Annotated in this window: 21 protein-coding genes; 11 read left to right on the forward strand and 10 right to left on the reverse strand. The window is 67.0% G+C overall.

Going from position 1 to position 19,701, the window contains the following annotated elements:
- Positions 1-35: 35 nt before the first annotated feature.
- Both dnaN and dnaA read right to left on the reverse strand, forming a co-directional pair.
- Positions 36-1,163, reverse strand: coding sequence for a DNA polymerase III subunit beta (gene dnaN / locus KHO22_RS04905; protein WP_211945984.1), 1,128 nt, complete (start codon positions 1,161-1,163; stop codon positions 36-38).
- 385 nt (positions 1,164-1,548) lie between these two features.
- Entirely contained in the window at positions 1,549-3,282 is a 1,734-nt protein-coding gene (gene dnaA, locus KHO22_RS04910; protein ID WP_211945985.1) for a chromosomal replication initiator protein DnaA, read from the reverse strand.
- 787 nt (positions 3,283-4,069) lie between these two features.
- Here dnaA and rpmH point away from each other — a divergent pair.
- The 5 genes from rpmH (at position 4,070) to tam (ending at position 7,614) form a co-directional block, all read left to right on the forward strand.
- Positions 4,070-4,204 carry a 50S ribosomal protein L34 gene (gene rpmH, locus KHO22_RS04915; protein WP_008650850.1) on the forward strand — a complete coding sequence of 45 codons (135 nt, stop codon included), beginning with the start codon at positions 4,070-4,072 and terminating at the stop codon, positions 4,202-4,204.
- Positions 4,205-4,265: 61 nt separating this feature from the next.
- A complete protein-coding gene (gene rnpA, locus KHO22_RS04920; protein WP_420839579.1) occupies positions 4,266-4,748 on the forward strand; it encodes a ribonuclease P protein component in 483 nt (160 codons plus the stop codon).
- Positions 4,749-4,760: 12 nt separating this feature from the next.
- Complete coding sequence (gene yidD, locus KHO22_RS04925) at positions 4,761-5,057, forward strand: membrane protein insertion efficiency factor YidD (protein WP_211945986.1); 297 nt, start codon at positions 4,761-4,763, stop codon at positions 5,055-5,057.
- A gap of 21 nt (positions 5,058-5,078) precedes the next feature.
- The gene (gene yidC, locus KHO22_RS04930; protein ID WP_211945987.1) at positions 5,079-6,746 is read left to right on the forward strand and encodes a membrane protein insertase YidC; all 1,668 of its coding nucleotides are present in this window, start codon (positions 5,079-5,081) and stop codon (positions 6,744-6,746) included.
- A 97-nt stretch (positions 6,747-6,843) separates the two neighbouring features.
- Entirely contained in the window at positions 6,844-7,614 is a 771-nt protein-coding gene (gene tam, locus KHO22_RS04935) for a trans-aconitate 2-methyltransferase (protein WP_211945988.1), read from the forward strand.
- 3 nt (positions 7,615-7,617) lie between these two features.
- Here tam and KHO22_RS04940 read toward each other — a convergent pair whose 3' ends face one another.
- Both KHO22_RS04940 and KHO22_RS04945 read right to left on the reverse strand, forming a co-directional pair.
- Positions 7,618-8,004, reverse strand: coding sequence for a VOC family protein (locus KHO22_RS04940; protein WP_211945989.1), 387 nt, complete (start codon positions 8,002-8,004; stop codon positions 7,618-7,620).
- 35 nt (positions 8,005-8,039) lie between these two features.
- Positions 8,040-8,477 carry a PaaI family thioesterase gene (locus tag KHO22_RS04945; protein ID WP_211945990.1) on the reverse strand — a complete coding sequence of 146 codons (438 nt, stop codon included), beginning with the start codon at positions 8,475-8,477 and terminating at the stop codon, positions 8,040-8,042.
- Between the two features lie 167 nt (positions 8,478-8,644).
- Between KHO22_RS04945 and KHO22_RS04950 the strand changes: the two genes are divergently transcribed.
- A complete protein-coding gene (locus KHO22_RS04950) occupies positions 8,645-9,442 on the forward strand; it encodes a CHAD domain-containing protein (protein WP_211945991.1) in 798 nt (265 codons plus the stop codon).
- A gap of 107 nt (positions 9,443-9,549) precedes the next feature.
- Positions 9,550-10,977, forward strand: coding sequence for a tRNA uridine-5-carboxymethylaminomethyl(34) synthesis GTPase MnmE (mnmE, locus tag KHO22_RS04955; protein ID WP_211945992.1), 1,428 nt, complete (start codon positions 9,550-9,552; stop codon positions 10,975-10,977).
- Between the two features lie 11 nt (positions 10,978-10,988).
- Here mnmE and KHO22_RS04960 read toward each other — a convergent pair whose 3' ends face one another.
- Together KHO22_RS04960 and KHO22_RS04965 are read right to left on the reverse strand one after the other, a co-directional pair.
- On the reverse strand, positions 10,989-11,252 hold the full coding sequence (locus KHO22_RS04960) for a FitA-like ribbon-helix-helix domain-containing protein (RefSeq protein WP_211945993.1): 264 nt from the start codon (positions 11,250-11,252) through the stop codon (positions 10,989-10,991).
- 100 nt (positions 11,253-11,352) lie between these two features.
- Complete coding sequence (locus KHO22_RS04965) at positions 11,353-11,967, reverse strand: HAD family hydrolase (RefSeq protein ID WP_211945994.1); 615 nt, start codon at positions 11,965-11,967, stop codon at positions 11,353-11,355.
- 171 nt (positions 11,968-12,138) lie between these two features.
- Here KHO22_RS04965 and KHO22_RS04970 point away from each other — a divergent pair, with 171 nt between their 5' ends.
- The 4 genes from KHO22_RS04970 (at position 12,139) to KHO22_RS04985 (ending at position 14,989) form a co-directional block, all read left to right on the forward strand.
- Entirely contained in the window at positions 12,139-13,383 is a 1,245-nt protein-coding gene (locus tag KHO22_RS04970) for a glycosyltransferase (protein WP_211946229.1), read from the forward strand.
- A gap of 47 nt (positions 13,384-13,430) precedes the next feature.
- Positions 13,431-14,000 (forward strand): OB-fold putative lipoprotein, encoded by a 570-nt coding sequence (locus KHO22_RS04975; protein ID WP_211945995.1) that lies wholly within the window; start codon positions 13,431-13,433, stop codon positions 13,998-14,000.
- 54 nt (positions 14,001-14,054) lie between these two features.
- On the forward strand, positions 14,055-14,255 hold the full coding sequence (locus tag KHO22_RS04980; RefSeq protein WP_211945996.1) for a hypothetical protein: 201 nt from the start codon (positions 14,055-14,057) through the stop codon (positions 14,253-14,255).
- 155 nt (positions 14,256-14,410) lie between these two features.
- Positions 14,411-14,989 (forward strand): Sbal_3080 family lipoprotein, encoded by a 579-nt coding sequence (locus KHO22_RS04985; RefSeq protein WP_211945997.1) that lies wholly within the window; start codon positions 14,411-14,413, stop codon positions 14,987-14,989.
- A 19-nt stretch (positions 14,990-15,008) separates the two neighbouring features.
- On the opposite strand, the gene KHO22_RS04990 is transcribed toward KHO22_RS04985, so the two are convergent.
- The 4 genes from KHO22_RS04990 to KHO22_RS05005 all read right to left on the reverse strand — a co-directional run bounded on the left by KHO22_RS04990 (position 15,009) and on the right by KHO22_RS05005 (position 19,701).
- Entirely contained in the window at positions 15,009-15,983 is a 975-nt protein-coding gene (locus tag KHO22_RS04990) for a M14 family metallopeptidase (protein ID WP_211945998.1), read from the reverse strand.
- A gap of 59 nt (positions 15,984-16,042) precedes the next feature.
- Positions 16,043-17,017 (reverse strand): Bug family tripartite tricarboxylate transporter substrate binding protein, encoded by a 975-nt coding sequence (locus KHO22_RS04995; RefSeq protein WP_211945999.1) that lies wholly within the window; start codon positions 17,015-17,017, stop codon positions 16,043-16,045.
- 121 nt (positions 17,018-17,138) lie between these two features.
- Complete coding sequence (locus KHO22_RS05000) at positions 17,139-18,089, reverse strand: LysR family transcriptional regulator (RefSeq protein ID WP_211946000.1); 951 nt, start codon at positions 18,087-18,089, stop codon at positions 17,139-17,141.
- Between the two features lie 121 nt (positions 18,090-18,210).
- Entirely contained in the window at positions 18,211-19,701 is a 1,491-nt protein-coding gene (locus tag KHO22_RS05005) for an efflux transporter outer membrane subunit (protein WP_211946001.1), read from the reverse strand.

The raw sequence follows: 19,701 nt of genomic DNA on the forward strand, positions 1-19,701 counted from the left end.
GTATGTCGTTGTCTGCGTGTCCTGTTACCGGATCATCAGATGCGCATCGGCATGACGACGTACTTGAAGTTGTCGTCTTCCGGCACGGTGATCAGCGCGCTCGAATTCGAGTCGCCGAGGCTGACCTGCACTTGCTCGCTCTTCAGGTTGGCGAGGACGTCGAGCAGGTAGGTCACGTTGAAGCCGATGTCGAGCGCGTCGCCCGAGTAATCGAGTTCCAGCTCTTCCTGCGCCTCTTCCTGATCGGCGTTGGTGGAGCTGATCTTCAGCATGTGGGTGTCCAGGATGCAGCGCACGCCCTTGAACTTGTCGGTCGTCAGGATGGCGGTGCGTTGCAGCGCCTGCTGCAGCTTCACGCGGTCAATCGCAAAGGCGTTCTTGTAGCCCTTGGGAATGACGCGCTGGAAGTCGGGGAACTTGCCTTCCACCAGCTTGGAGATCAGCTCGATATTGGCAAAGCTGAACTTGACCTGGTTGGCGGCGAGCTGCACCTGCACGGGATCGTCGTTGTCTTCGAGCAGGCGTTGCAGTTCCAGGATGGTCTTGCGCGGGATGATGACTTCCTGGCGCGAGGTGGCACCACCCTGCACGCCGGCGGCTTCGGTGTCCAGCTCCACGCCACAGTAGGCCAGGCGGTGGCCGTCGGTGGCGACTGCCATGACCTTCTTGCCGTCGACGACGAGCAGCATGCCGTTGAGGTAGTAACGGATGTCTTGCTGCGCCATGGCGAAGTGGACCATCGCCAGCAGGTGCTTGAAGGTCTTCTGCGGCAGCGAGACGCTGGCGTTGAATTCGGTGGCTTCGGCAACGGTCGGGAATTCTTCCGCGGCCAGGGTCTGGAGTGCGAAGCGGCTCTTGCCGGACTGCACGGTCATGCGCTTGTCGTTGAGCGACAGGGCGACGTCGCCGTCGGGCATGGCGCGCAGGATGTCGAGCAGCTTGCGTGCGGCCACGGTGGTGGCCACGCCGTCATTGCCCACGCCGCATTCGGCATGCGTGGTGATCTGGATCTCGATGTCGGTCGAGAGGAAGGATACGTTCGAGCCGGACTTGCGAATCAGCAGGTTGGCCAGGATCGGGAGGGTGTGGCGGCGCTCCACGATGCCGCTCACGATTTGCAGCGGACGCAGCAGATTGTCTCGCGAGGTTTTGACCAATTGCATTGAATTTATCCTTCGTCGTTTGTCGTCGGCGACCGCAAACTCCAGGCAACTCCAATTCACTTAGAAATCAAGGAGTTAATATGCCATTGTACCAAGGATAAGCCGCTGCGGTGAAGCGGGGCGAAACCGCCGGAAGTGGGGTCTGTGCACAAAAAGCCACGATGCTGGCTGCGCACTTTCCACCGCACTTCCCGCATTCCGTCCCGACTCACCGCAAAGCCTTATCTGTGGCTGACACTGCACACGGCTGCGGCTGGGCCGATATTGTTTAACAGGCGCCCCGGAGTCTCCTCCAGTGACGCCGAACCTACAGTATGCCAGCCTCGTCGGCCGGCTCTTCAAAATCCGTCGGGCCCGGTTTCCCGGGCCCGCGTCCACCCAAAACTCAACCCTTGAGCGTCTGTTCCAGCACGTGCAGTTCGTGGTTGAGCTGCGCGTCCTTGCTGCGTTCGTCGGCGATCTTGCGCACCGCGTGCAGCACGGTGGTGTGGTCGCGCCCGCCGAAGAGTTCGCCGATCTCGGGCAGGCTCTTCTGCGTGAGTTCCTTGGCCAGGTACATCGCGATCTGGCGCGGCCGGGCAATGTTGGCAGGCCGCTTCTTCGAGTACATGTCCGCGACCTTGATGTTGTAGAAGTCCGCGCAGGTCTTCTGGATGTTCTCCACCGAGATCTGGCGGTTCTGCACCGTCAGCAGGTCCTTCAGCGCCTCGCGCGTCACCTCGATGGTGATGTCGCGGCCGTGGAAGTTGGAGAACGCCAGGATCTTGCGCAGCGCGCCTTCGAGCTCGCGCACGTTGGAACGCAGGTGCTTGGCAACGAAGAACGCGACTTCTTCCGGCACGCTCACGTTCTCGGCGGCGGCCTTCTTCATCAGGATCGCCACGCGCATTTCCAGCTCGGGCGGCTCGATGGCCACGGTCAGGCCGGAGTCGAAGCGCGAGATCAGGCGGTCGTCGATGCCGGTGATCTCCTTCGGGTACGTATCGCTGGTGATGATCACCTGCGCCCGGTTGGCGATCAGCGCCTCGAACGCGTAGAAGAATTCTTCCTGCGTGCGGTTCTTGCCGGAGAAGAACTGGATATCGTCGATCAGCAGCAGGTCGAGCGAGTGGTAGTAGCGCTTGAACTCGTCGAACGCCTTGCGCTGGTAGGCCTTCACCACGTCGGACACATATTGTTCGGCGTGGATGTAGCGGATGCGCGCGCGCGGGTTCTCCAGCAGCATGAAATTGCCGATGGCGTGGATCAAGTGCGTCTTGCCCAGGCCCACGCCGCCATAGAGATACAGCGGGTTGTAGGACTTGCCCGGGTTGTTGGCCACTTGAATAGCGGCGGCGCGCGCGAGCTGGTTGGCCTTGCCGGTGACGAAGTTGTCGAACGTCAGGATCGGGTTCAGACGCGAGCGCTCATGCACCGTATCGTTGGCCTGGCCAGGCTGGCCGGGCTGCGCGACGGGCGCGCCGGGGTGCTGCACCATCGGGCCCGACTGCATGGGCGGTTGCTGCTGCTGCATGCGGTAGGAGCGGGCGGCGGCTTCGGACGGATCCATCTGGACCACGTCGACCTCACCCATGTCCGACCCGTGCTGCGCACCCGGCGCCTGCTGCTGGCGGGAGCCACCTTGAAGCGGATGGCCGGGGTAGGGCGACTGGCCCGGCCCGAAGCCTGCCTGGCCACGGGCGGACTGGTATTCGCCATAGCCCGGCTGCATGCCGGGCTGGGTGAACTGCTGGCCCATCGGCTGCCCCATGGGTTGCCCCGTCGGCTGGCCGGCATAGCCCTGCATCCCCGTACCCGGTGCTGCGTGACCGTCGGATCCGGCACCCATGCCGCCCACCGGCGGCTGCGCATAGGCCGCGGCACGGCCCGACGCAGCGGGATCCAGGACAAAGTGAACACTGACCTGCGCTTCCCAATATTCGCAGGCAAGGGCAGTAATACGCCCCGAAAACTGGCTCTTGACCCAATCCAGCTTGAACCGGTTCGGCGCAGCAATGCGCAGCGTGAGCGCTTCTTCGTCGAAACCGACGGGCGCCAACGGCTTGATCCAGGTTTTGAACTGTTGCGGCGTCAGTTCGCGCTCGAGTTGCGCGGCTGCCGCCTGCCAGAAGTCTTGCATTGTTTTTTGTTAAGTTAGCGCATCCCCAGGGTGCGCCACTGGCTGCTGTCGCGCCTCGCCAGCCCGGCCTTCCTCGTACCCATGCCTGCGGCGCCGGCAGCGACTGACGTATACGTCGATGTAAACGGTCCGCCGCGTCGGCCTGCAAAAACTTGGGGGGAAGCCCGGGATGCGCCTGCGCCACGCAGCCCGTGTAGTGATTGGACCGGGATTGTACCCCCGGCCTCAAGTTATCCACAAAGGATAAGTCTGTGGACAACTTGTGCAAATTCAGTGGATTGGTGTGCACAACCCGAGCACTGGCGCGGGGCTCCGGCATGCTGCAATGCCGGAAAATGCAGCGGAAACAGGGACTTCGGCCAATCCGGCAGCCTGACGCGGTGCATGAATCAGCACGCAAACTTGTTAACAGGCTGTTGTGGACAATGGCGCACGGGTGTTTACGTAGTGCTGTCGCGATTGTGTCCTCGCACACATTACGGAGTCTTGACACTGGCGCAGAAAATCGTTTAAATGGTGGGTTCTGCGATGCGGCAGGGGATCACGTATGCGCATCGCCGGGTCTGGCCTGTCCGTGCCGCCCGCGATTGCAGGTATACCTGCAATCCAGCGCTGGCCGGCTTCAGGGCCGGCACCAAGACAGAACCAGAATCGTCGTGACCATGCCGGTAAACGCCCTTGGGTATTTGCCGGCGCGCGGCAACCCCAACGCGAACCATACGCGGCGGCCACGGCACCCCGGCACCGGCCGGAGGCGGGCTAGCCCAGATCAACCAGAGAGTGCAACATGAAACGTACCTACCAACCTTCCGTTACCCGTCGCAAGCGTACCCATGGTTTCCGTGTGCGCATGAAGACCCGTGGCGGCCGTGCCGTCATCAACGCTCGTCGCGCCAAGGGCCGCAAGCGCCTGGCCATCTAAGGGCCGGGCGACCGGTCTGGACGGTGGCAACGCCGTCCATGCCAACCGCCTCGCGTTCCGGATGGCCGGTAGCTTGCCGCAGGCTGCAGTGTTCCCGCTAGCTTTGCCAAGCGTGTCTACCTTTGCCTTTCCCAAAGCCGCGAGGCTGACAAAGACGGATGAGTTTTCATCCGTTTTTGCTTTGCGGCCGCGCAAGCGCAGTCCGCACTTCGTGCTCTATGTGCGCGCCAACGGCCGGGCCGAAGCCCGGCTGGGCGTGGTCGTGGGCAAGAAGTTCGCACCGCGCGCGGCCGAGCGCAACCTGGTCAAGCGCATGGCGCGCGAGCTGTTCCGCCAGCGGCAAGACCAGCTTGGCGGGCGCGACGTGCTGCTGCGCTTGCAGACAAAGTTTCCGCGCGCGGAATTTACCAGCCGCGCGGCAGTCCGACACGCGTGCCTGACGGAGATTTCCAGCCTGCTGGAAGTGGCCGCCCGGCCGTTGCCGCCTCAGCCACCGCCTTCACCATCGGCCTCGCCAGAACAGCCCAAGGGCCTTCCGACCTGACCGCTCCCAGCCATGAAGCGAATCCTGCTAGCCCTGCTGCGCATCTACAAGATCGCTCTGAGCCCGTACCTGGGCTCGCGGTGCCGCTTCTGGCCTACCTGTTCCGACTACGCCCGCGACGCCGTCATCCGTCATGGCGCCGCGCGCGGCAGCTGGATGGCGGCCTGCCGGCTATGTCGTTGCCATCCTTTCGCACAAGGCGGGTATGATCCCGTGCCGGGTGCGGAAGCGGAAACGGCACAAACGGGCAAGTTTGCCCATCCCGCGACAGGCCACAGGCCTGTCACCGTCCGTCTCCCACGACCCTGAATTCCCCGACCATAGCGAGACATGGATATCAAACGCACTATCCTCTGGGTCATCTTCTCGATGGCCCTCGTGCTGCTCTATGACAACTGGCAGCGCGCCAACGGCCACGCGTCGATGTTCTTCCCGAGCGCGACGCAGCAGCAGGCCGCCTCGGCGCCCGCCGCCGGCGCAGCCCAGGGCGATGTGCCCAAGGCCAACGCCACCGCAGGCGCCGCCGCTCCGGCAGCCCCGGGCGCTGCCCCTCAGGCAGCCGCCCAGCCCTCCGGCGAGAAGATCATCGTGACCACCGACGAGGTGCGCGCCGAGATCGACACCGCCGGCGGCATCCTGTCGCGCCTGGAACTGCTCAACGAGCACGAGAAGGACGGCAAGCCGGTGGTGCTGTTCGAGCGCGACACCACGCGCACCTACCTGGCCCGCTCCGGCCTGATCGGCGGCGACCTGCCGAACCACACCACCGTGTTCACGGCCACCCCCGGCCCGCGCACGCTGGACGGTGCCGACAAGCTGGAAGTCACGCTGACCGCCGACAAGAACGGCGTGAAGTTCGCGAAGACTTACATCTTCCACAAGGGCAGCTACGTGGTGGACACGCGCTTTGCCGTGACCAACGAAGGCACCGCGCCGGTCTCGCCGACGCTGTACATGGAACTGGCGCGTGACGGCAGCAAGGTGGAGCAGTCGCAGTTCTACAGCACCTTCACCGGCCCGGCCATCTACACGGACGCGGACAAGTACCACAAGATCACGTTCGAAGACATCGCCAAGGGCAAGGCCAGCACGCCGGCCGCCACCACCAGTGGCTGGGTGGCGATGGTGCAGCACTACTTTGCCTCGGCCTGGATTCCGCAGGCCGGCAAGGAGCACAGCTTCTACGTCCAGCAGATCGACCCGAACCTGTACCGCGTGGGCATCCAGCAGCCGCTGGGCCAGATCGCCCCGGGTGCCACGGTGACGACCGATGCGCGCCTGTTCGCCGGCCCGCAGGAAGAGCGCATGCTCGAGAAGATCACCCCGGGCCTGGAACTGGTGAAGGACTACGGCTGGCTGACCATCCTGGCCAAGCCGCTGTTCTGGCTGCTGGAAAAGCTGCACGGCTTCCTGAACAACTGGGGCTGGTCGATCATCGCGCTGACGGTGCTGATCAAGCTGGTGTTCTTCCCGCTGTCGGCCGCAAGCTACAAGTCCATGGGCAAGATGAAGGACCTGCAGCCGCGCATGACGGCCATGCGCGAACGCCACAAGGGCGATCCGCAGAAGATGAACGCGGAGATGATGGCGCTGTACAAGACCGAGAAGGTCAACCCGCTCGGCGGCTGCCTGCCCATCGTGATCCAGATCCCGGTGTTCATCGCGCTGTACTGGGTGCTGCTGTCGTCGGTGGAAATGCGCGGCGCGCCGTGGCTGGGCTGGATCCATGACCTGTCGGTGCCGGATCCGTTCTACATCCTGCCGATCGTGATGGCTGCATCGATGTTCGTGCAGACCAAGCTGAACCCGACCCCGCCGGACCCGGTCCAGGCCAAGGTCATGATGATCATGCCGCTGGTGTTCTCGTTCATGTTCTTCTTCTTCCCGGCCGGCCTGGTGCTGTACTGGGTAGTGAACAACGTCCTGTCGATCGCCCAGCAATGGCAGATCAACCGCATGCTCGGCAAGGGCAAGGCGGCTGTGGCGGCCAAGAGCTGATCGCAGGCGATGATGAAGGTTTGATGCAAGCCCGGTGGAGACACCGGGCTTTTTTGTTTTGGGCATCCGGTGATGCCCCGTTCCCGAGGAGATATCCGTGACGTGGTCCGCCAATCAATACGTTGCCTTTGAAGATGAACGCACGCGGCCGGTGCGCGACCTGGTGGCCGCCATCCCGAACCAGATGATCCGCACGGCCGTGGACATCGGCTGTGGCCCTGGCAACTCCACCGAGGTCCTGATGGCGCGCTACCCCGGTGCGTCGATCACCGGCATGGACAGCTCGGACGACATGATCGAAGCCGCGCGCAAGCGCCTGCCGGACGTGCAGTTCGGCCTGGCGGACATCGCGGCGTGGAATGATCCGGGCCCGTACGACGTGATCCTGGCCAATGCCGTGCTGCAGTGGGTGCCGGACCACGCCACACTGTTTCCCGCGCTGGTGCAGAAACTGTCGCCCGGCGGCACGCTGGCCGTGCAGATGCCGGACAACCTGGAAGAACCCGCGCACCGGCTGATGCGCGAGACCGCCGCGAACGGCCCATGGGCCGGCAAGCTGGCCGCGGCCAGCAATGCCCGCGCGGCGCGGGCTTCGGCGCGCTGGTACTACGAGCTGCTGCGCCCGCACTGCGCGCGCGTGGATGTGTGGCTGACGGTCTACCACCACCCGCTGGCCGGCGGCGCGAACGCGATCGTGGAGTGGTTCAAGGGCAGCGGCCTGCGGCCGTTCATCCAGCCGCTCGATGATGCCGAGCGGGCGGCCTACCTCGCGCGATATGAAGCAGAGATCGCCAAGGCCTACCCGGCGCTGCCCGATGGTTCGGCACTGCTGCCGTTCCCGCGCTTGTTCATTGTGGCGACGCGCTGAGGCTCAGCCAGGCTTGTGGCAGACGGCCTCGATATTGTGGCCGTCCGGATCCAGCACGAATGCGCCGTAGTAGCCCGGGTGGTAATGCGCGCGGACACCGGGCGCGCCGTTGTCGCGCCCGCCCGCGGCCATCGCGGCCTGGTAGAAGGCGTCCACCGCCGCCCGCGTATCGACGCGGAACGCCACATGCAGCGGCGGCTGGTTGGGCGTGCCAGCGTGGATCCAGAACTCCGGCTTGCCCGGCGGTCCGAAACCGGCCACGTCGACCGAGCCCGTCACGCTGGCCGGAATTTCCATGAGCGGCACGATGCCGATCGCGCCCAGCGCTGCGGTATAGAAGGCCTTGCTGCGGCCGTAGTCGCTGACGTTCACACCGGTGTGGTCAATCATGTTCGCTTCCTTTGGGGAGATGAGGACTGGGCGATTCAGGCCAGGTCGATGACGCTCATGGTGGCATTGAGCCGGCTGACCAGGACGGGTTCACCATGCACGTCGGCAAAGACATCGGCCTCGACCACGATGATGGACCGGCCCGACTTGAGCACGTCGGCGCGGCAGCGCAACCGCTCGCTGCGCACGGCGCGCAGCAGGTTGATCTTGAACTCGGCGGTCACCACGTGGCGGCCGGCTTCGAGGATGGTCGTGGCCGCCGCGCCGGCGGTGTGGTCGGCCATGGTGGCCTGAACGCCCGCGTGCACCACGCCGCCGTGCTGAAGATGGCGCGCCGTGACGGCCAGTCCGGATTCGCACCAGCCGGGCCCGCAATCGACCAGCATGATGCCGACGTCACTGACAAAAGCCGCCTGGCGAAAGCCGGCCTCGATGGTCTCACGCAATAACTGCCGTTCCTGTTCGGTCGACATGGTGTCCCTCGCGCTGTGGTCGCCTGTGCGCGCATTGCAGCGTGAAGGGGCGGCGCTGTCAATCCGCCAAGCGGCGGGCGCGACGCACCGCACCCTTGCCGACGTGCCGTATCGCCTACACTTGAACGTGCGTCCCGCCCCTCGCCGAATGTCGAGACGCCATTGCCATGAACGCTCACTCCACCCCGAGGCTGCGCCACAAGACGCGTCCGGCCGCGGCCTTCGCCGCGCTCGGCGAGACCGGCCTGCGCCGCATCGAAGACTGCATCGTCAACCTGTTGCAGCGCGACGAGGCGGAGGACGTGCATGCGTTGCGCGTCGGCGCACGCCACCTTCGCGCGGTGTTGTGGGTGTTTGGGCCGCTGCTGCCGCCGGGCATCGCGCAGCGGTGGAAGCAGGACCTGCGTGCGCTGGCCGACGCGGCAGGCGAGGTGCGCGACTGGGATGTGTTCATGGTCGAGACCGTCCAGCCGGCACTGGAGCGCCAGCCCGGCGACTCGATCCTCCATGCCGTGGCCGACACGGCACGCACGCGCCGCCGCCTCGCGCGCGAGACCATGCTGACCCGGCTGGCCCAGTATCGCGACGACCCGCTGCCGGCCCTGCACCGGGACCTGGCTCACCTCCCGCTACACACCGACGATGGCAGCGGCAGCCTTGGGCCCTTCGCCCGCACGCGCGTGCGCAAAGCGCGCAAGACGTTGCGGCGGCGCGCCCTCGCGGCACGCCATGACGGCCTGCGGGCCCTGCACCGCCAGCGCATCGCGGGCAAACGGCTGCGCTACGCGATTGAGGCGCTCGCGCCCATATTGCCGAAGCAAAAGACCAGGCGCCTGCATCACAAGCTGGTCCGGCGGCAGGTCAGGCTGGGCGGCGTGGTCGATGAGAGCGTCGCGCGCCGGCTGATGTCCGAATGCCTGGGCGTACCGCTGCAGGAACAAGACGCCGGACCCGACGCTGCGTGAAGACGCAAGAAAGCCGCACGCCTTGCCGGTTCACCGCTTTCTCCGTGCCATGCGCCCGGCAAGGCACGCCACCGACCCCGCCCACATCGATCTGAGACAATAGCGCCATGACTGCCAACCTGCCCCCAATCGCCGCCATTGCCACCGCACCCGGACGCGGCGGCATCGGCGTGGTGCGCGTGTCGGGCCCGGATGTGCGCCCGGTCATGCACGCCATCTGCGGCCAGGCGCTCAAGCCGCGCCACGCCACCTACCTGCCGTTCCTGGACGGCGAGGGCAAGGTCATCGACCATGGCCTTGCGCTGTACTTCCCGGGGCCGAATTCGTACACCGGAGAAGAGGTGCTGGAGTTGCAGGGCCACGGCGGGCCGGTCGTCATGCAGATGCTGCTCGCGCGTTGCCTGCAGGCCGGCCACGAGACCGGCCTGCGCCTGGCCGAGCCCGGCGAGTTCACGCGCCGCGCCTTCCTCAACGACAAGCTAGACCTGGCCCAGGCCGAAGCCGTGGCCGACCTGATCGAGGCCAGCACCGAAGCCGCCGCGCGTTCCGCGGCCCGGTCGATGGAAGGCGAGTTCTCCGGCGCCATCCACACGCTGGTGGAGAAGGTCATCCACCTGCGCATGCTGGTGGAAGCCACGCTGGATTTCCCGGAAGAGGAAATCGATTTCCTGGAGGCCTCCGACGCGCGCGGCCAGCTCGCCACCATCCGCAAGGACCTGGGCAACGTGCTCGCACAGGCCCGGCAGGGCGCGCTGCTGCGCGAAGGCCTGTCGGTGGTGCTGGCGGGCCAGCCCAATGTGGGCAAGTCATCGCTGCTGAACGCGCTGGCCGGCGCCGAGCTGGCCATCGTCACGCCGATTGCCGGCACCACGCGTGACCGCGTCAAGGAAACCATCCAGATCGAAGGCATCCCGCTGCATATCATCGACACCGCCGGGCTGCGCGACGAGGCCACGGACGAGGTCGAGCGCATCGGCATCGAACGCACATGGGACGCGATCCGCCGCGCCGATATCGTGCTGCATCTGGTCGATGCCACCGACTACCTGCGCCACGGCCTGTCGGAGATCGACGATGCCATCGACGACCGCCTGAGCGGCCAGCTGCCGCCCGGCGCGCCGATCGTGCGCGTGGTCAACAAGATCGACGTCGCGCCGACCGTGGGCGGCATGATGTTCAACGGCAACCGCCCGCACGTGGTCGCCGCCAACGGCCCCAACCCCACCGAGATCTGGATCTCCGCGCGCACCGGCTCAGGCATCGAACTGCTGCGCAAGGAACTGCTGCGGCTGGTCGGCTGGCAGTCGGGCAACGAAGGCACGTTCCTCGCGCGCGAGCGGCACCTGACGGCACTGCGGCAGGCGCAATCGCATCTTGACGTGGCCGCCGAGCAAAGCGAGCGGCAGGCTCAAGCGCTGGATCTGTTCGCCGAGGAGCTGCGGCTGGCGCAGGAGCATCTGAACAGCATCACCGGTGAGTTCACCAGTGATGATCTGTTGGGGACGATTTTTACGCGGTTTTGTATTGGGAAGTAGTCTTCCAGGGATCAATCACCGGAACAAAGCCCCGGCGGACTTGCAGGCGTCCGGTCACGGGTCTGTTCGAGCGCCTCCACGTCGGCATTGGTCAGCCCCAGGCGATGCCCGAGTTCGGCCAGTGCATCGCCCATCCTCACCCGCCCCGAGGGGTTCACGGCGCGCGCCAGAATGTCGCGGACCTCGGCCTCCGTGCTACGTCCATGCGCGGCTGCCAGTATTCGCAATGCGCGGTGGGTTTCGTCGGGGAGATTGCGTACGGTTAAAGTCGCCATCGCAGTCACCATTCGATTTCGCTTTCAATGCCGTCATTTTGTCACGATGACAGCGCAAGGCACGGTCAGGACCTTGGGCGTCGCCATCTGGCCCGAAGCGCTATATCAACTGCCTCCGCACCAGGTCACCCGACAACGCGTCCGCCCCCACAAACCTGTACCCGAGCAGGCCGGCATCAATTGCCCCATCGACGTTGGCTTCCGTGTCGTCGATGAACAGCGTGTGCGAGGCATCGCAGCCGAGCTGGCCGATGCAGCCCAAATAGGCTTGCGCATCCGGCTTGGTCGCACCGAACGCGGCGGAGGGATAAACGTGCCTGCCGAACAACCGGGCCACCGCCGGATTCAGGTAGTCGATATGGTCCGTCACCAGCCGGCAGTTGTTGGTGAGTATGGCGATCCGGTGGCGGCCGGACAGCCGGGCCGCAAGCGCCAGTGTTTCGGCGTTGGGCGTGATCGATGCGCGGCGAGAGGCCAGCCAGTCGGCACGACCGACATGGCAGCCCAGCAGTTGGCCGAGTTCGCTCAGGTACTCGTCATCGCCGATCTCGCCGGCATCGGCACGCGCTTCGAGCCCCGATCCCCAGATGGCGTGGCGTACCTGCTCCGGTGACCGGCCGGTGGTTGCGGCCAGGTGCTCCGCCCGCGCCGCACGGTCATAGTGGGTCAGTACCCCTTCCATGTCGAACAGGACAAGCGTGATCGGTGCGGTCATGGCGTCGGTCCCCGTGGATGACCCGAAGCCCCATTTTGCGCGGGCCGGCGAGTCTTTGGCAGGATTTCCGCGTGGCCCGGCCGTCCCATGTCATGCGGGTACACTATCGGGCCGGCGCGCCTGCGCCATCCGCGCAAGCCGCAAGCCGCCAATCCCGACACCTTCCACCGCATGCGCCTGACCCTCATCACCTTCGGCACCCAGGGTGACTGCCGCCCCATCGTCGCGCTCGGCGCGGGGCTGCGCGCGGCCGGCCATGATGTGCTGATGCTCGGGGAACGGTCGGCCGGGGCGCTGGCCGCCGGGCATGACCTGGCGTTCGAGGCACTGGCCGGCGACATCCAGGCCACGCTGGCGCCGGGCGGCGCGCTGCACAAGCTGATGACCGAAGGCGGCAATGTCAGCGAGGCCACGCGTGCCTTCGCGCGCATTGCGGAGGACAATACCGCGCAATGGATGGCGCAACTGGCCACCGCAATGCGCGAGCGCGATGCCATCGTCTTCTCGGGGCTGGCCGCCTATGTCGGCATGGCGGTGGGCGATGCACTGGGCAAACCCGCCATCGCCGCCGCCATGTTCCCGCTGTCGCCGACACGCGATTTCCCGTCGGCATTCCTGCCGCCGTGGCGCCTGCCGGGCTGGGTCAACCGGGCCACCCACCAATTGATCAACCACGTGCTGTGGCGCATGTTCCGGCCCGCCATCAACGCGGGCCGGCAGGCACAGTTCGGGCTCGCGCCGCGCAAGGCGATGTGGCAGGACTTCCCGTCGCTCTACGGCATTTCACCGCACCTGGTGCCGCGCCCGCGCGACTGGCATGCGGACTGGCTGGTCTGCGGCGCATGGACACTGCCTGCGCAGGATGGCTGGCAGGCGCCCGCCGCGTTGCAGGACTTCCTGGCTGCGGGCGAGCCGCCGGTCTACGTGGGCTTCGGCAGCATGGCCGGCTTTGACCGCGACAAGGTGGTGCGCGCGCTGGTGCAGACGCTGGACGGGCGGCGCACGCTGTTCTATCCGGGCTGGAGCGGCATCGATGTGGCGGCGCTGCCGCCGAACTTCCATGTGATCGGCGCCACGCCGCACGACTGGCTGCTGCCGCGCGTGAGCGCGGCCATCCATCACGGTGGCGCCGGCACCACGCACGCGGTCGCGGCGGCCGGCGTGCCGTCGATCGTGCTGCCCTTCGCCGGCGACCAGTTCTTCTGGGCTGGCCGGCTGGCGGCGCTTGGCGTGGCGCCACGCCATGTCGCCGGGCATGATATCGACGCGGGCAAGCTTGCGGCGATGCTCGCCTTCACGCAACGGCCCGACGTGCGCGAAAAGGCCGCGGCGCTCGGCGCTGCCATCCGGGCGGAACGCGGCGTGGATCACGCCGTGGCCGCCATCGAAACCTTTTGCCAGCGGGGCAGGGGATAGCGGCCGCCGCCAGGCGCCGGCCAACCATTTCAAGCAGGAATTTCCAGATGATGAACCGTACCCAGCAGATCCTCATCGCCGTCGTCGCCGTGGCTGTCCTTGGCATGCTCTGGTTCGCAGGCAATAACACTGGCCAGATCCAGGATCCCGCGACGGCTGAGACGGCCCCCGCCACCGGACCGGCCGCCAGCGATGTGCGCGGCGTGCCGCGCAACGGCACGCTCGATCCGGTGAGCATCGACCCGGACCGTCCGGCCGACCGGCTGCCCCAGTACCAGGCCGATGCCCTCCTGACTGACTACCGCGACAACCCCGGTGCGGCCGATGACCTATACCTCGGCAAGTACATCATCGTCGAAGGCGTGGCCAGCGGCGTGCGGCGCGGCGAGGCAGACAATGTCTTTGTCGATATCCGCACCAACGACCCTAACGTGGCCGTGCGCGCACAGCTGCTGCGCCGGCAGATCTGCGGACCTGCCGGCCGCGTGTGCGAAGTGGAAGCACGCGCCACCATGGTCCGGCGCGGGCAGAAGGTAGCCGTGGAATGCAACGGCGCGGGCCTGTCCGACGGCACGCCGTTGCTGAGCGATTGCCTGTTGCGCGGCGGCGCCAACTGAGCGGCCGACTAGGCAAACCAAGCGGCCAACCAAGCGGCCGACCGAGCCAACAACATGCAGACCCTCCTCTCCGTCCTTGCCCTCCTCATCCTGATCGCCACCGTGGTCGGGCTGGTGTCGCCGACTTTCATCAGCCAGACCTTCCTGCAAGGCAAGCCCGTTGGGCGCTTGCAGATTGCCGTGATCGGCCTGTGCCTGGCGGCGTTCCTGCTGATCCTGGTCGGGCGCCTGGCGCAGCCCGTCGCGGGCGGCTGAAGTGCCACGCGACGGGCGCAACCGGCGGGCAGCGCCCGTTTTGCGCCTCTGTTCCTGGCTTTAACGCGCCCCGCCGGCGCATACAGTGGACGGATACGCTACCGATGCTCCGCCTGCCGCGAACAGCGGCTCCGGGAAGCCATCCAGGACACTCCATGAACAAAGCACTGCTGGCCGCCGCGCTGGGCCTGACGATTACCGGCTGCTCCACCTACCAGGCCGTGATGCCCGTGGACCGGCCCGAGCAGGCCGACCCGCTCGGCGCCTTCCAGGTCCCCGCCGGCAGCCAGGCCGCGACGGGTCCGCGTGGCAGCTACGGCGCCAATGGCGCGCTGCTGTGCGTGGTGGCGAACCCGGTGAGCGGCAATGAGTATCTCGACGCGTTCCGCGCGTCGCTGCAGGCGCGCAATTTCGAAGTGAAGCTGCTGCCGCCGTACGCGCCCGTGGTGTCGTGCCCGCTGGTGGCCACGTACTCGGCCAGAAGCGCGTGGTTCTGGATGACGTACCTGAACAGCGTGGACATCACCGTGTACCAGAACGGCGCGCGCGCGGGCAAGGCGGTCTACAGCGCCAACCGCGGCGCCGGCGGGATCAATCTGAGCAACTTCGTCATGCCGCAGAAGACGCTCGATACGCTGGTGGAACAGCTGTTCCCCGGCATGCTGCCCCCGCCGCCTCCGCCGGCCGGCACGCCCGTGGCCGCGCCGGCAGCGAACACCGCCGCCGCATCCTGAGCGCTCACTTCCTGAGCGCTCACTCCTCCAGCCGACCCAGCCGCACCACGGTCACGCCGGGCCGCAGCTGCCGCAGCGAGGGCATGACGAGCACGCAGTTCGGGTAAGGCGTGACCACCGGCTCGCCCTCGCGCCAGCCGATCACGGTGCCGGCTCGCGCGAACGTCTCCAGCCCGGTATAGGGGCCGGCGAAGCGGAAGTCCATGCTGCTGGCCACCACCGGCTCCGTCACGCGCACCACGCGCTGCGCGGCCGGCAATGGCTGCAGCCAGCCCGCCGGCGTGTCCTGCGCATCGATCACACCCGCATGGATCAGAAAGCGTGCGGCGCTGTCGCGCGCAACCGTGACGGCGGCGGCTTCCCAGTGCTGGCCGCATTCGATCAGCAGCGCATTGCGCGCGCTGGCCGGGTCGCCGAAGTCCGCGTAGTCGCGCATGCGGCGGCCTTCCGGATGGCCTTCGTCGACGATCACGTCCGCCGGCGCGCCAAGCTGGCGGGCCAGCGCGATGCCCTTGTCGAGCGGGCCGGAGACGATCAGCGGGTGGCTCTTCTCATGCATCGAGTGCAGATCGAGCAGCAGGTCCACGGTATCGATCACCGGCCGCATGGCGCGTGCGCGGCGCAGTTCGGACGAATCACGGCCGGCGTCATCCAGCACCGCAGCGGTCCAGACGCGGTTGAAGTCCTGGTCGACAAAGCGCGATGCATCCGGCCGCGCCGGATCAAAGCGCTGATAGGCGTCCACGTTGGCAAACGCCAGCGTCATGCGGCCACGCCGCGGCGTCACGCCGGCGTCGAGCAAGCCCTTGACGGTGATGGCACCGCACACCTCATTGCCGTGCGTGAGCGCATTGATCATCACGTGCGGGCCGGGTACGCCACTGTCGAACGTGAACACGTAAGGAATGCCGCAGTTGCCGTCGGCATACGGGCGGATATCCGGGAATTCGACCTCGACGGGGTAGGCGTCGAGGGTAAGGGGAGCTTGGGTCATGCTGAGATGTCCTGCTGGGTGCCGGCTTGTTCGCGGCTTGTTTGCGGCTTGTTCGCGGCTTATTCGTGGATGCCGGCGGTCTGAACGATGGTGCGGTAGCGGCCGGTCTCGCGCTTGATGAACGCGCCGAACTGGGCCGGGTTGGCCGGGGCCACTTCCACGCCGGCCTCGGCCAGCTTCTTCTTCACGTCAGGCATGGCGAGCACGGCCTGCATCTCGGTGTTGAGGCGGTCGATGACGGCGCGCGGCGTGCCGGCCGGGCCCATCAGGCCGAACCAGACGCCCATGTCCACGCCCTTGAGCGCCGGGGTTTCCGCCAGCGCCGGCACGTTCGGCGCCACGCCGGAACGCCTGGCCTCCGTCACGCCGTAGGCCTTCACGCGGCCGGCCTGGATATGCGGCAGCGCCGAGGACAGCACCATCACCGCCAGGTCGATCTGGCCGCCGAGCAGGTCGGTCGCCATGGCCGAGGCGCCCTTGTATGGTACGTGCGTGATGTTGACGTGGCCCTGCTGCTTGATCAGCTCGCCCGCCAGGTTCAGTGGCGTGCCCACGCCCGACGAGGCATACGACAGCTTGCCCGGCTGCTCTTTGGCCAGCGCCATCAGCTCCGCGGCGTTCTTCGCCGGCAGCGAAGTCTTGCCGACCAGCACCATCGGCTGCGTGCCGACGAAGGTGATCGGCGCCAGGTCCTTCTCGCCGTCGTAGCGCACGGCCGGATTGGTCAGGCGGGCAATGGACACTTCACTGCCCGAGCCCATCAGCAGCGTATAGCCGTCCGCCTCGGCCTTGACCACCTTGGACGCGCCGATGGTGCCGCCGGCGCCGCCCAGGTTCTCGATGACCACGCTCTGGCCCAGGCGCTTGCCCAGTTCGGGCGCGACCGTGCGCGCCACCAGGTCGACGCTGCCGCCGGCGGTGTAGCCGACCACCAGCGTGATCGGCTTGGCCGGCCAGCCGGACGCATGGGCGGCAAGCGCGGAGAAGGCGAGGGTGGCGGCGGCGGCCGCGCGCAGCAGGGTCTTCGTGGTCATGGCTCGGATCGGATAATTGGAATGGGGATGACGCTGGCCCGATGTTAGAGACGGTGCGCGGCGGCGGATTGCGGCTTTGGCAAGGGGGCTTGCCGTTTTGGCAATGCCTCAGCCCAATGCCTCAGCCCTGTGCGCCGCCAATGGCCGCATCCCAGAACGCCTCCGCCAGTGGCCGCATCGGCGCGCGCTGGCGGTACAGGCGGATCTCGAGTGCGAGGTCGGCCTCATCCGCGCCGCGGCCGGTGGTGGCGCGCACCAGGCGCCCGGCGTGGAGGTCGTCCGCAATCAGCCCCGCGGGCAGCCAGGCCAGGCCCATGCGCTGGCGCACCATCTCGTGCACGGACTCGGCGAAGTCGCTGACGGCGATCACGTCGAGGCGGCCGGCCAGCTTGCGGCGCGCGATCTCCTGGTTGACCATGCGGCCGAGCGTCAGGCTGTCGGCATAGGCGATCATCGGCGTGGGGGCCGTGCCGGCGCCGCTCTTGCCCGCATGGAGCCGAAACTGCGGCGCGCCGCGCGCGTCGGCGGCGCTCACGCATACCAGGCGCTCCACGCCCACCATGTGGAAGCGGTAGCGCGCATCGTCGAGCATGACGGGAATATCCGGCGGGCTGTAGCACAGCAGGAAATCGGCATCGCCCTCGGTGAACATCGCGAGCGCGTCGTGCATCGGGAAGGTGGACAGCCGTGTGCGGAAGCCGGCAGCGGCCTTGTCGTTGCGCAGCGTGTGGCGCAGGCCGGCGAGCCATGCCGGCACCATCGAGCGCGCGAGCGTCTTGCCCGTGGCAATGGTCAGCGTGCTGGCATCGGCACGATGCGCCGTGCGCAGCGCGAGGCGCGCGTCTTCCAGCGTCTGCAGGGCGCTTTGCGCGGCTTCCAGGAACTGGCGCCCCTCCGGGGTCAGCCGCACCGGGAACGCGCTGCGGTCGATCAGCGGCGCGCCGGCCCACACTTCCAGCGCCTGCATGCGCCGCCCGAACGCCGGCGGCGTCACGTTGCGCAGCTCGGCCGCGCGCGCGAGGCTGCCGGCCTGGGCGAGGCAGATGAAATCTTCGAGCCAGCGGATATGCATGGGGCTTGGGAGTTGGATCGGCGCCGACGGATGGGTGACACCACATTATCGGCACAATTGCGCCCCGACAAAAAAAACGGCGCACCGAAGTGCGCCGCTCATCAGCCAGCCGGGGCAAGCCTTACTGCGTGACGGTCCCCGCCGGTACGGCCGGGGCCGGTGCCTGCGCCACTTCGCCGGTCTCCTTCAGGCCCCCGCCAAGCGAGCGATACAGATCGATCGAGTTGTTCAGCCGCAGCTGCCGCGCCTGCACCAGCGCCTGCTCCGCGGTGAACAGCTGACGCTGTGCATCGAGCTCGTCCAGGTAGCTGGCCACGCCGCTGCGGAAACGCATGCGCGCCAGTTCATAGCGCGCCGCCTCGGCATTGCGTACCTGCTCCTGGCCCGATACCTGGTCTTCCAGCGTGCCACGCGCCACCAGCGCGTCGGCCACTTCCGCGAAGGCCGTCTGGATGGTCTTCTCGTAGTTGGCGACCTGGATGTTCTTGCGCACGTTGGCCAGGTCCAGGTTGGACTTGTTGCGGCCGTAGTCGAAGATCGGCAGCGTCAGCTGCGGCGCGAACGACCACGCCTTGGTGCCGGCATCGAACAGGTTCGAGAACGTCGGGCTGATGGTGCCGATGCTGGTGGTCAGCGTGATGCGCGGGAAGAACGCCGCGCGCGCCGCGCCGATGTTCGCGTTGGCGGACAGCAACTGCTGCTCGGCCTGGCGGATATCGGGACGCTGCTCCAGCATGTCCGAAGGCAGGCCTTCGGGGATGTCGCTGATGATGCGTTCATCCGACAGCCGCATCGGCTGCGGCAGGTTCTCGATGGCGCCAATGGGCTTGCCCACCAGCACTTCGAGCGCGTTCTGCGCCTGGGCGCGCTGGCGCGCCAGCTCCGCCGCCGCGACGCGTGCCTGTGCCACCAGCGACTCGTTGTCGCGCAGGTCCAGTGCCGATGTCGCGCCGACGTCGAAGCGCTGCTTGGCCAGCCCGTAGGTGCTCTCGCGTGCCTTGAGCGTATCGCGCGCAATCTCGTACTGCTCGGCGAAGGAGCGCTCGGACAGGTAGGCCTTGGCCACTTCCGACACCAGCGAGATATAGGCCGAACGGTGCGCCTCTTCGGTCGAGAAGTACTGTGCCAGCGCGGCGTTGGACAGGCTGCGCACGCGGCCGAAGAAGTCCAGTTCGTAGGCCGAGATGCCGAGGCTGGCCGAGTAGAGCTCCGATACCGCAGGCTGGCCCAGCACCGATACCCCCGTGGCGGCGTTGGTGCTGGCACGGGTATAGCCGGCGTTCGCATTCACCGTGGGCAGCAGGTCGGCACGCTGGATCTGGTACTGCGCGCGCGCTTCCTGGATGCGCAGCGCGGCCTGGCGCAGGTCGCGGTTGTTCTCCAGCGAGGTCGCGATCAGCACCTGCAGGCGCGGGTCGCGGAAGAACTCGCGCCAGCCGATGTCGGTGGCGCGGCGCGTCTCGCCGCTCTTCACTTCGGCGGTGGCATAGCCTTCCGGCGCGGCCGGGAAGCCGGCCGCCACCGGCGGCACCGGACGCTCATACTTCGGCGCCAGCGTGCAGCCCGTCAGAACGCCGGCCACCAGCAGCAGTGTGGTCAGTGTCTTGGTCAT

It is taken from the genome of Cupriavidus yeoncheonensis (assembly GCF_905397275.1).
Classification (GTDB): domain Bacteria; phylum Pseudomonadota; class Gammaproteobacteria; order Burkholderiales; family Burkholderiaceae; genus Cupriavidus; species Cupriavidus yeoncheonensis.

What these genes read in the sequence shown, in the direction of transcription:
- dnaN (WP_211945984.1), bottom strand. Translation starts at nt 1,163, where the DNA reads ATGCAATTGGTCAAAACCTCGCGAGACAATCTGCTGCGTCCGCTGCAA.
- dnaA (WP_211945985.1), bottom strand. Translation starts at nt 3,282, where the DNA reads ATGCAAGACTTCTGGCAGGCGGCAGCCGCGCAACTCGAGCGCGAACTG.
- rpmH (WP_008650850.1), top strand. Translation starts at nt 4,070, where the DNA reads ATGAAACGTACCTACCAACCTTCCGTTACCCGTCGCAAGCGTACCCAT.
- rnpA (WP_420839579.1), top strand. Translation starts at nt 4,266, where the DNA reads ATGGCCGGTAGCTTGCCGCAGGCTGCAGTGTTCCCGCTAGCTTTGCCA.
- yidD (WP_211945986.1), top strand. Translation starts at nt 4,761, where the DNA reads ATGAAGCGAATCCTGCTAGCCCTGCTGCGCATCTACAAGATCGCTCTG.
- yidC (WP_211945987.1), top strand. Translation starts at nt 5,079, where the DNA reads ATGGATATCAAACGCACTATCCTCTGGGTCATCTTCTCGATGGCCCTC.
- KHO22_RS04940 (WP_211945989.1), bottom strand. Translation starts at nt 8,004, where the DNA reads ATGATTGACCACACCGGTGTGAACGTCAGCGACTACGGCCGCAGCAAG.
- KHO22_RS04945 (WP_211945990.1), bottom strand. Translation starts at nt 8,477, where the DNA reads ATGTCGACCGAACAGGAACGGCAGTTATTGCGTGAGACCATCGAGGCC.
- KHO22_RS04950 (WP_211945991.1), top strand. Translation starts at nt 8,645, where the DNA reads ATGAACGCTCACTCCACCCCGAGGCTGCGCCACAAGACGCGTCCGGCC.
- mnmE (WP_211945992.1), top strand. Translation starts at nt 9,550, where the DNA reads ATGACTGCCAACCTGCCCCCAATCGCCGCCATTGCCACCGCACCCGGA.
- KHO22_RS04960 (WP_211945993.1), bottom strand. Translation starts at nt 11,252, where the DNA reads ATGGCGACTTTAACCGTACGCAATCTCCCCGACGAAACCCACCGCGCA.
- KHO22_RS04965 (WP_211945994.1), bottom strand. Translation starts at nt 11,967, where the DNA reads ATGACCGCACCGATCACGCTTGTCCTGTTCGACATGGAAGGGGTACTG.
- KHO22_RS04970 (WP_211946229.1), top strand. Translation starts at nt 12,139, where the DNA reads ATGCGCCTGACCCTCATCACCTTCGGCACCCAGGGTGACTGCCGCCCC.
- KHO22_RS04975 (WP_211945995.1), top strand. Translation starts at nt 13,431, where the DNA reads ATGATGAACCGTACCCAGCAGATCCTCATCGCCGTCGTCGCCGTGGCT.
- KHO22_RS04980 (WP_211945996.1), top strand. Translation starts at nt 14,055, where the DNA reads ATGCAGACCCTCCTCTCCGTCCTTGCCCTCCTCATCCTGATCGCCACC.
- KHO22_RS04985 (WP_211945997.1), top strand. Translation starts at nt 14,411, where the DNA reads ATGAACAAAGCACTGCTGGCCGCCGCGCTGGGCCTGACGATTACCGGC.
- KHO22_RS04990 (WP_211945998.1), bottom strand. Translation starts at nt 15,983, where the DNA reads ATGACCCAAGCTCCCCTTACCCTCGACGCCTACCCCGTCGAGGTCGAA.
- KHO22_RS04995 (WP_211945999.1), bottom strand. Translation starts at nt 17,017, where the DNA reads ATGACCACGAAGACCCTGCTGCGCGCGGCCGCCGCCGCCACCCTCGCC.
- KHO22_RS05000 (WP_211946000.1), bottom strand. Translation starts at nt 18,089, where the DNA reads ATGCATATCCGCTGGCTCGAAGATTTCATCTGCCTCGCCCAGGCCGGC.
- KHO22_RS05005 (WP_211946001.1), bottom strand. Translation starts at nt 19,701, where the DNA reads ATGACCAAGACACTGACCACACTGCTGCTGGTGGCCGGCGTTCTGACG.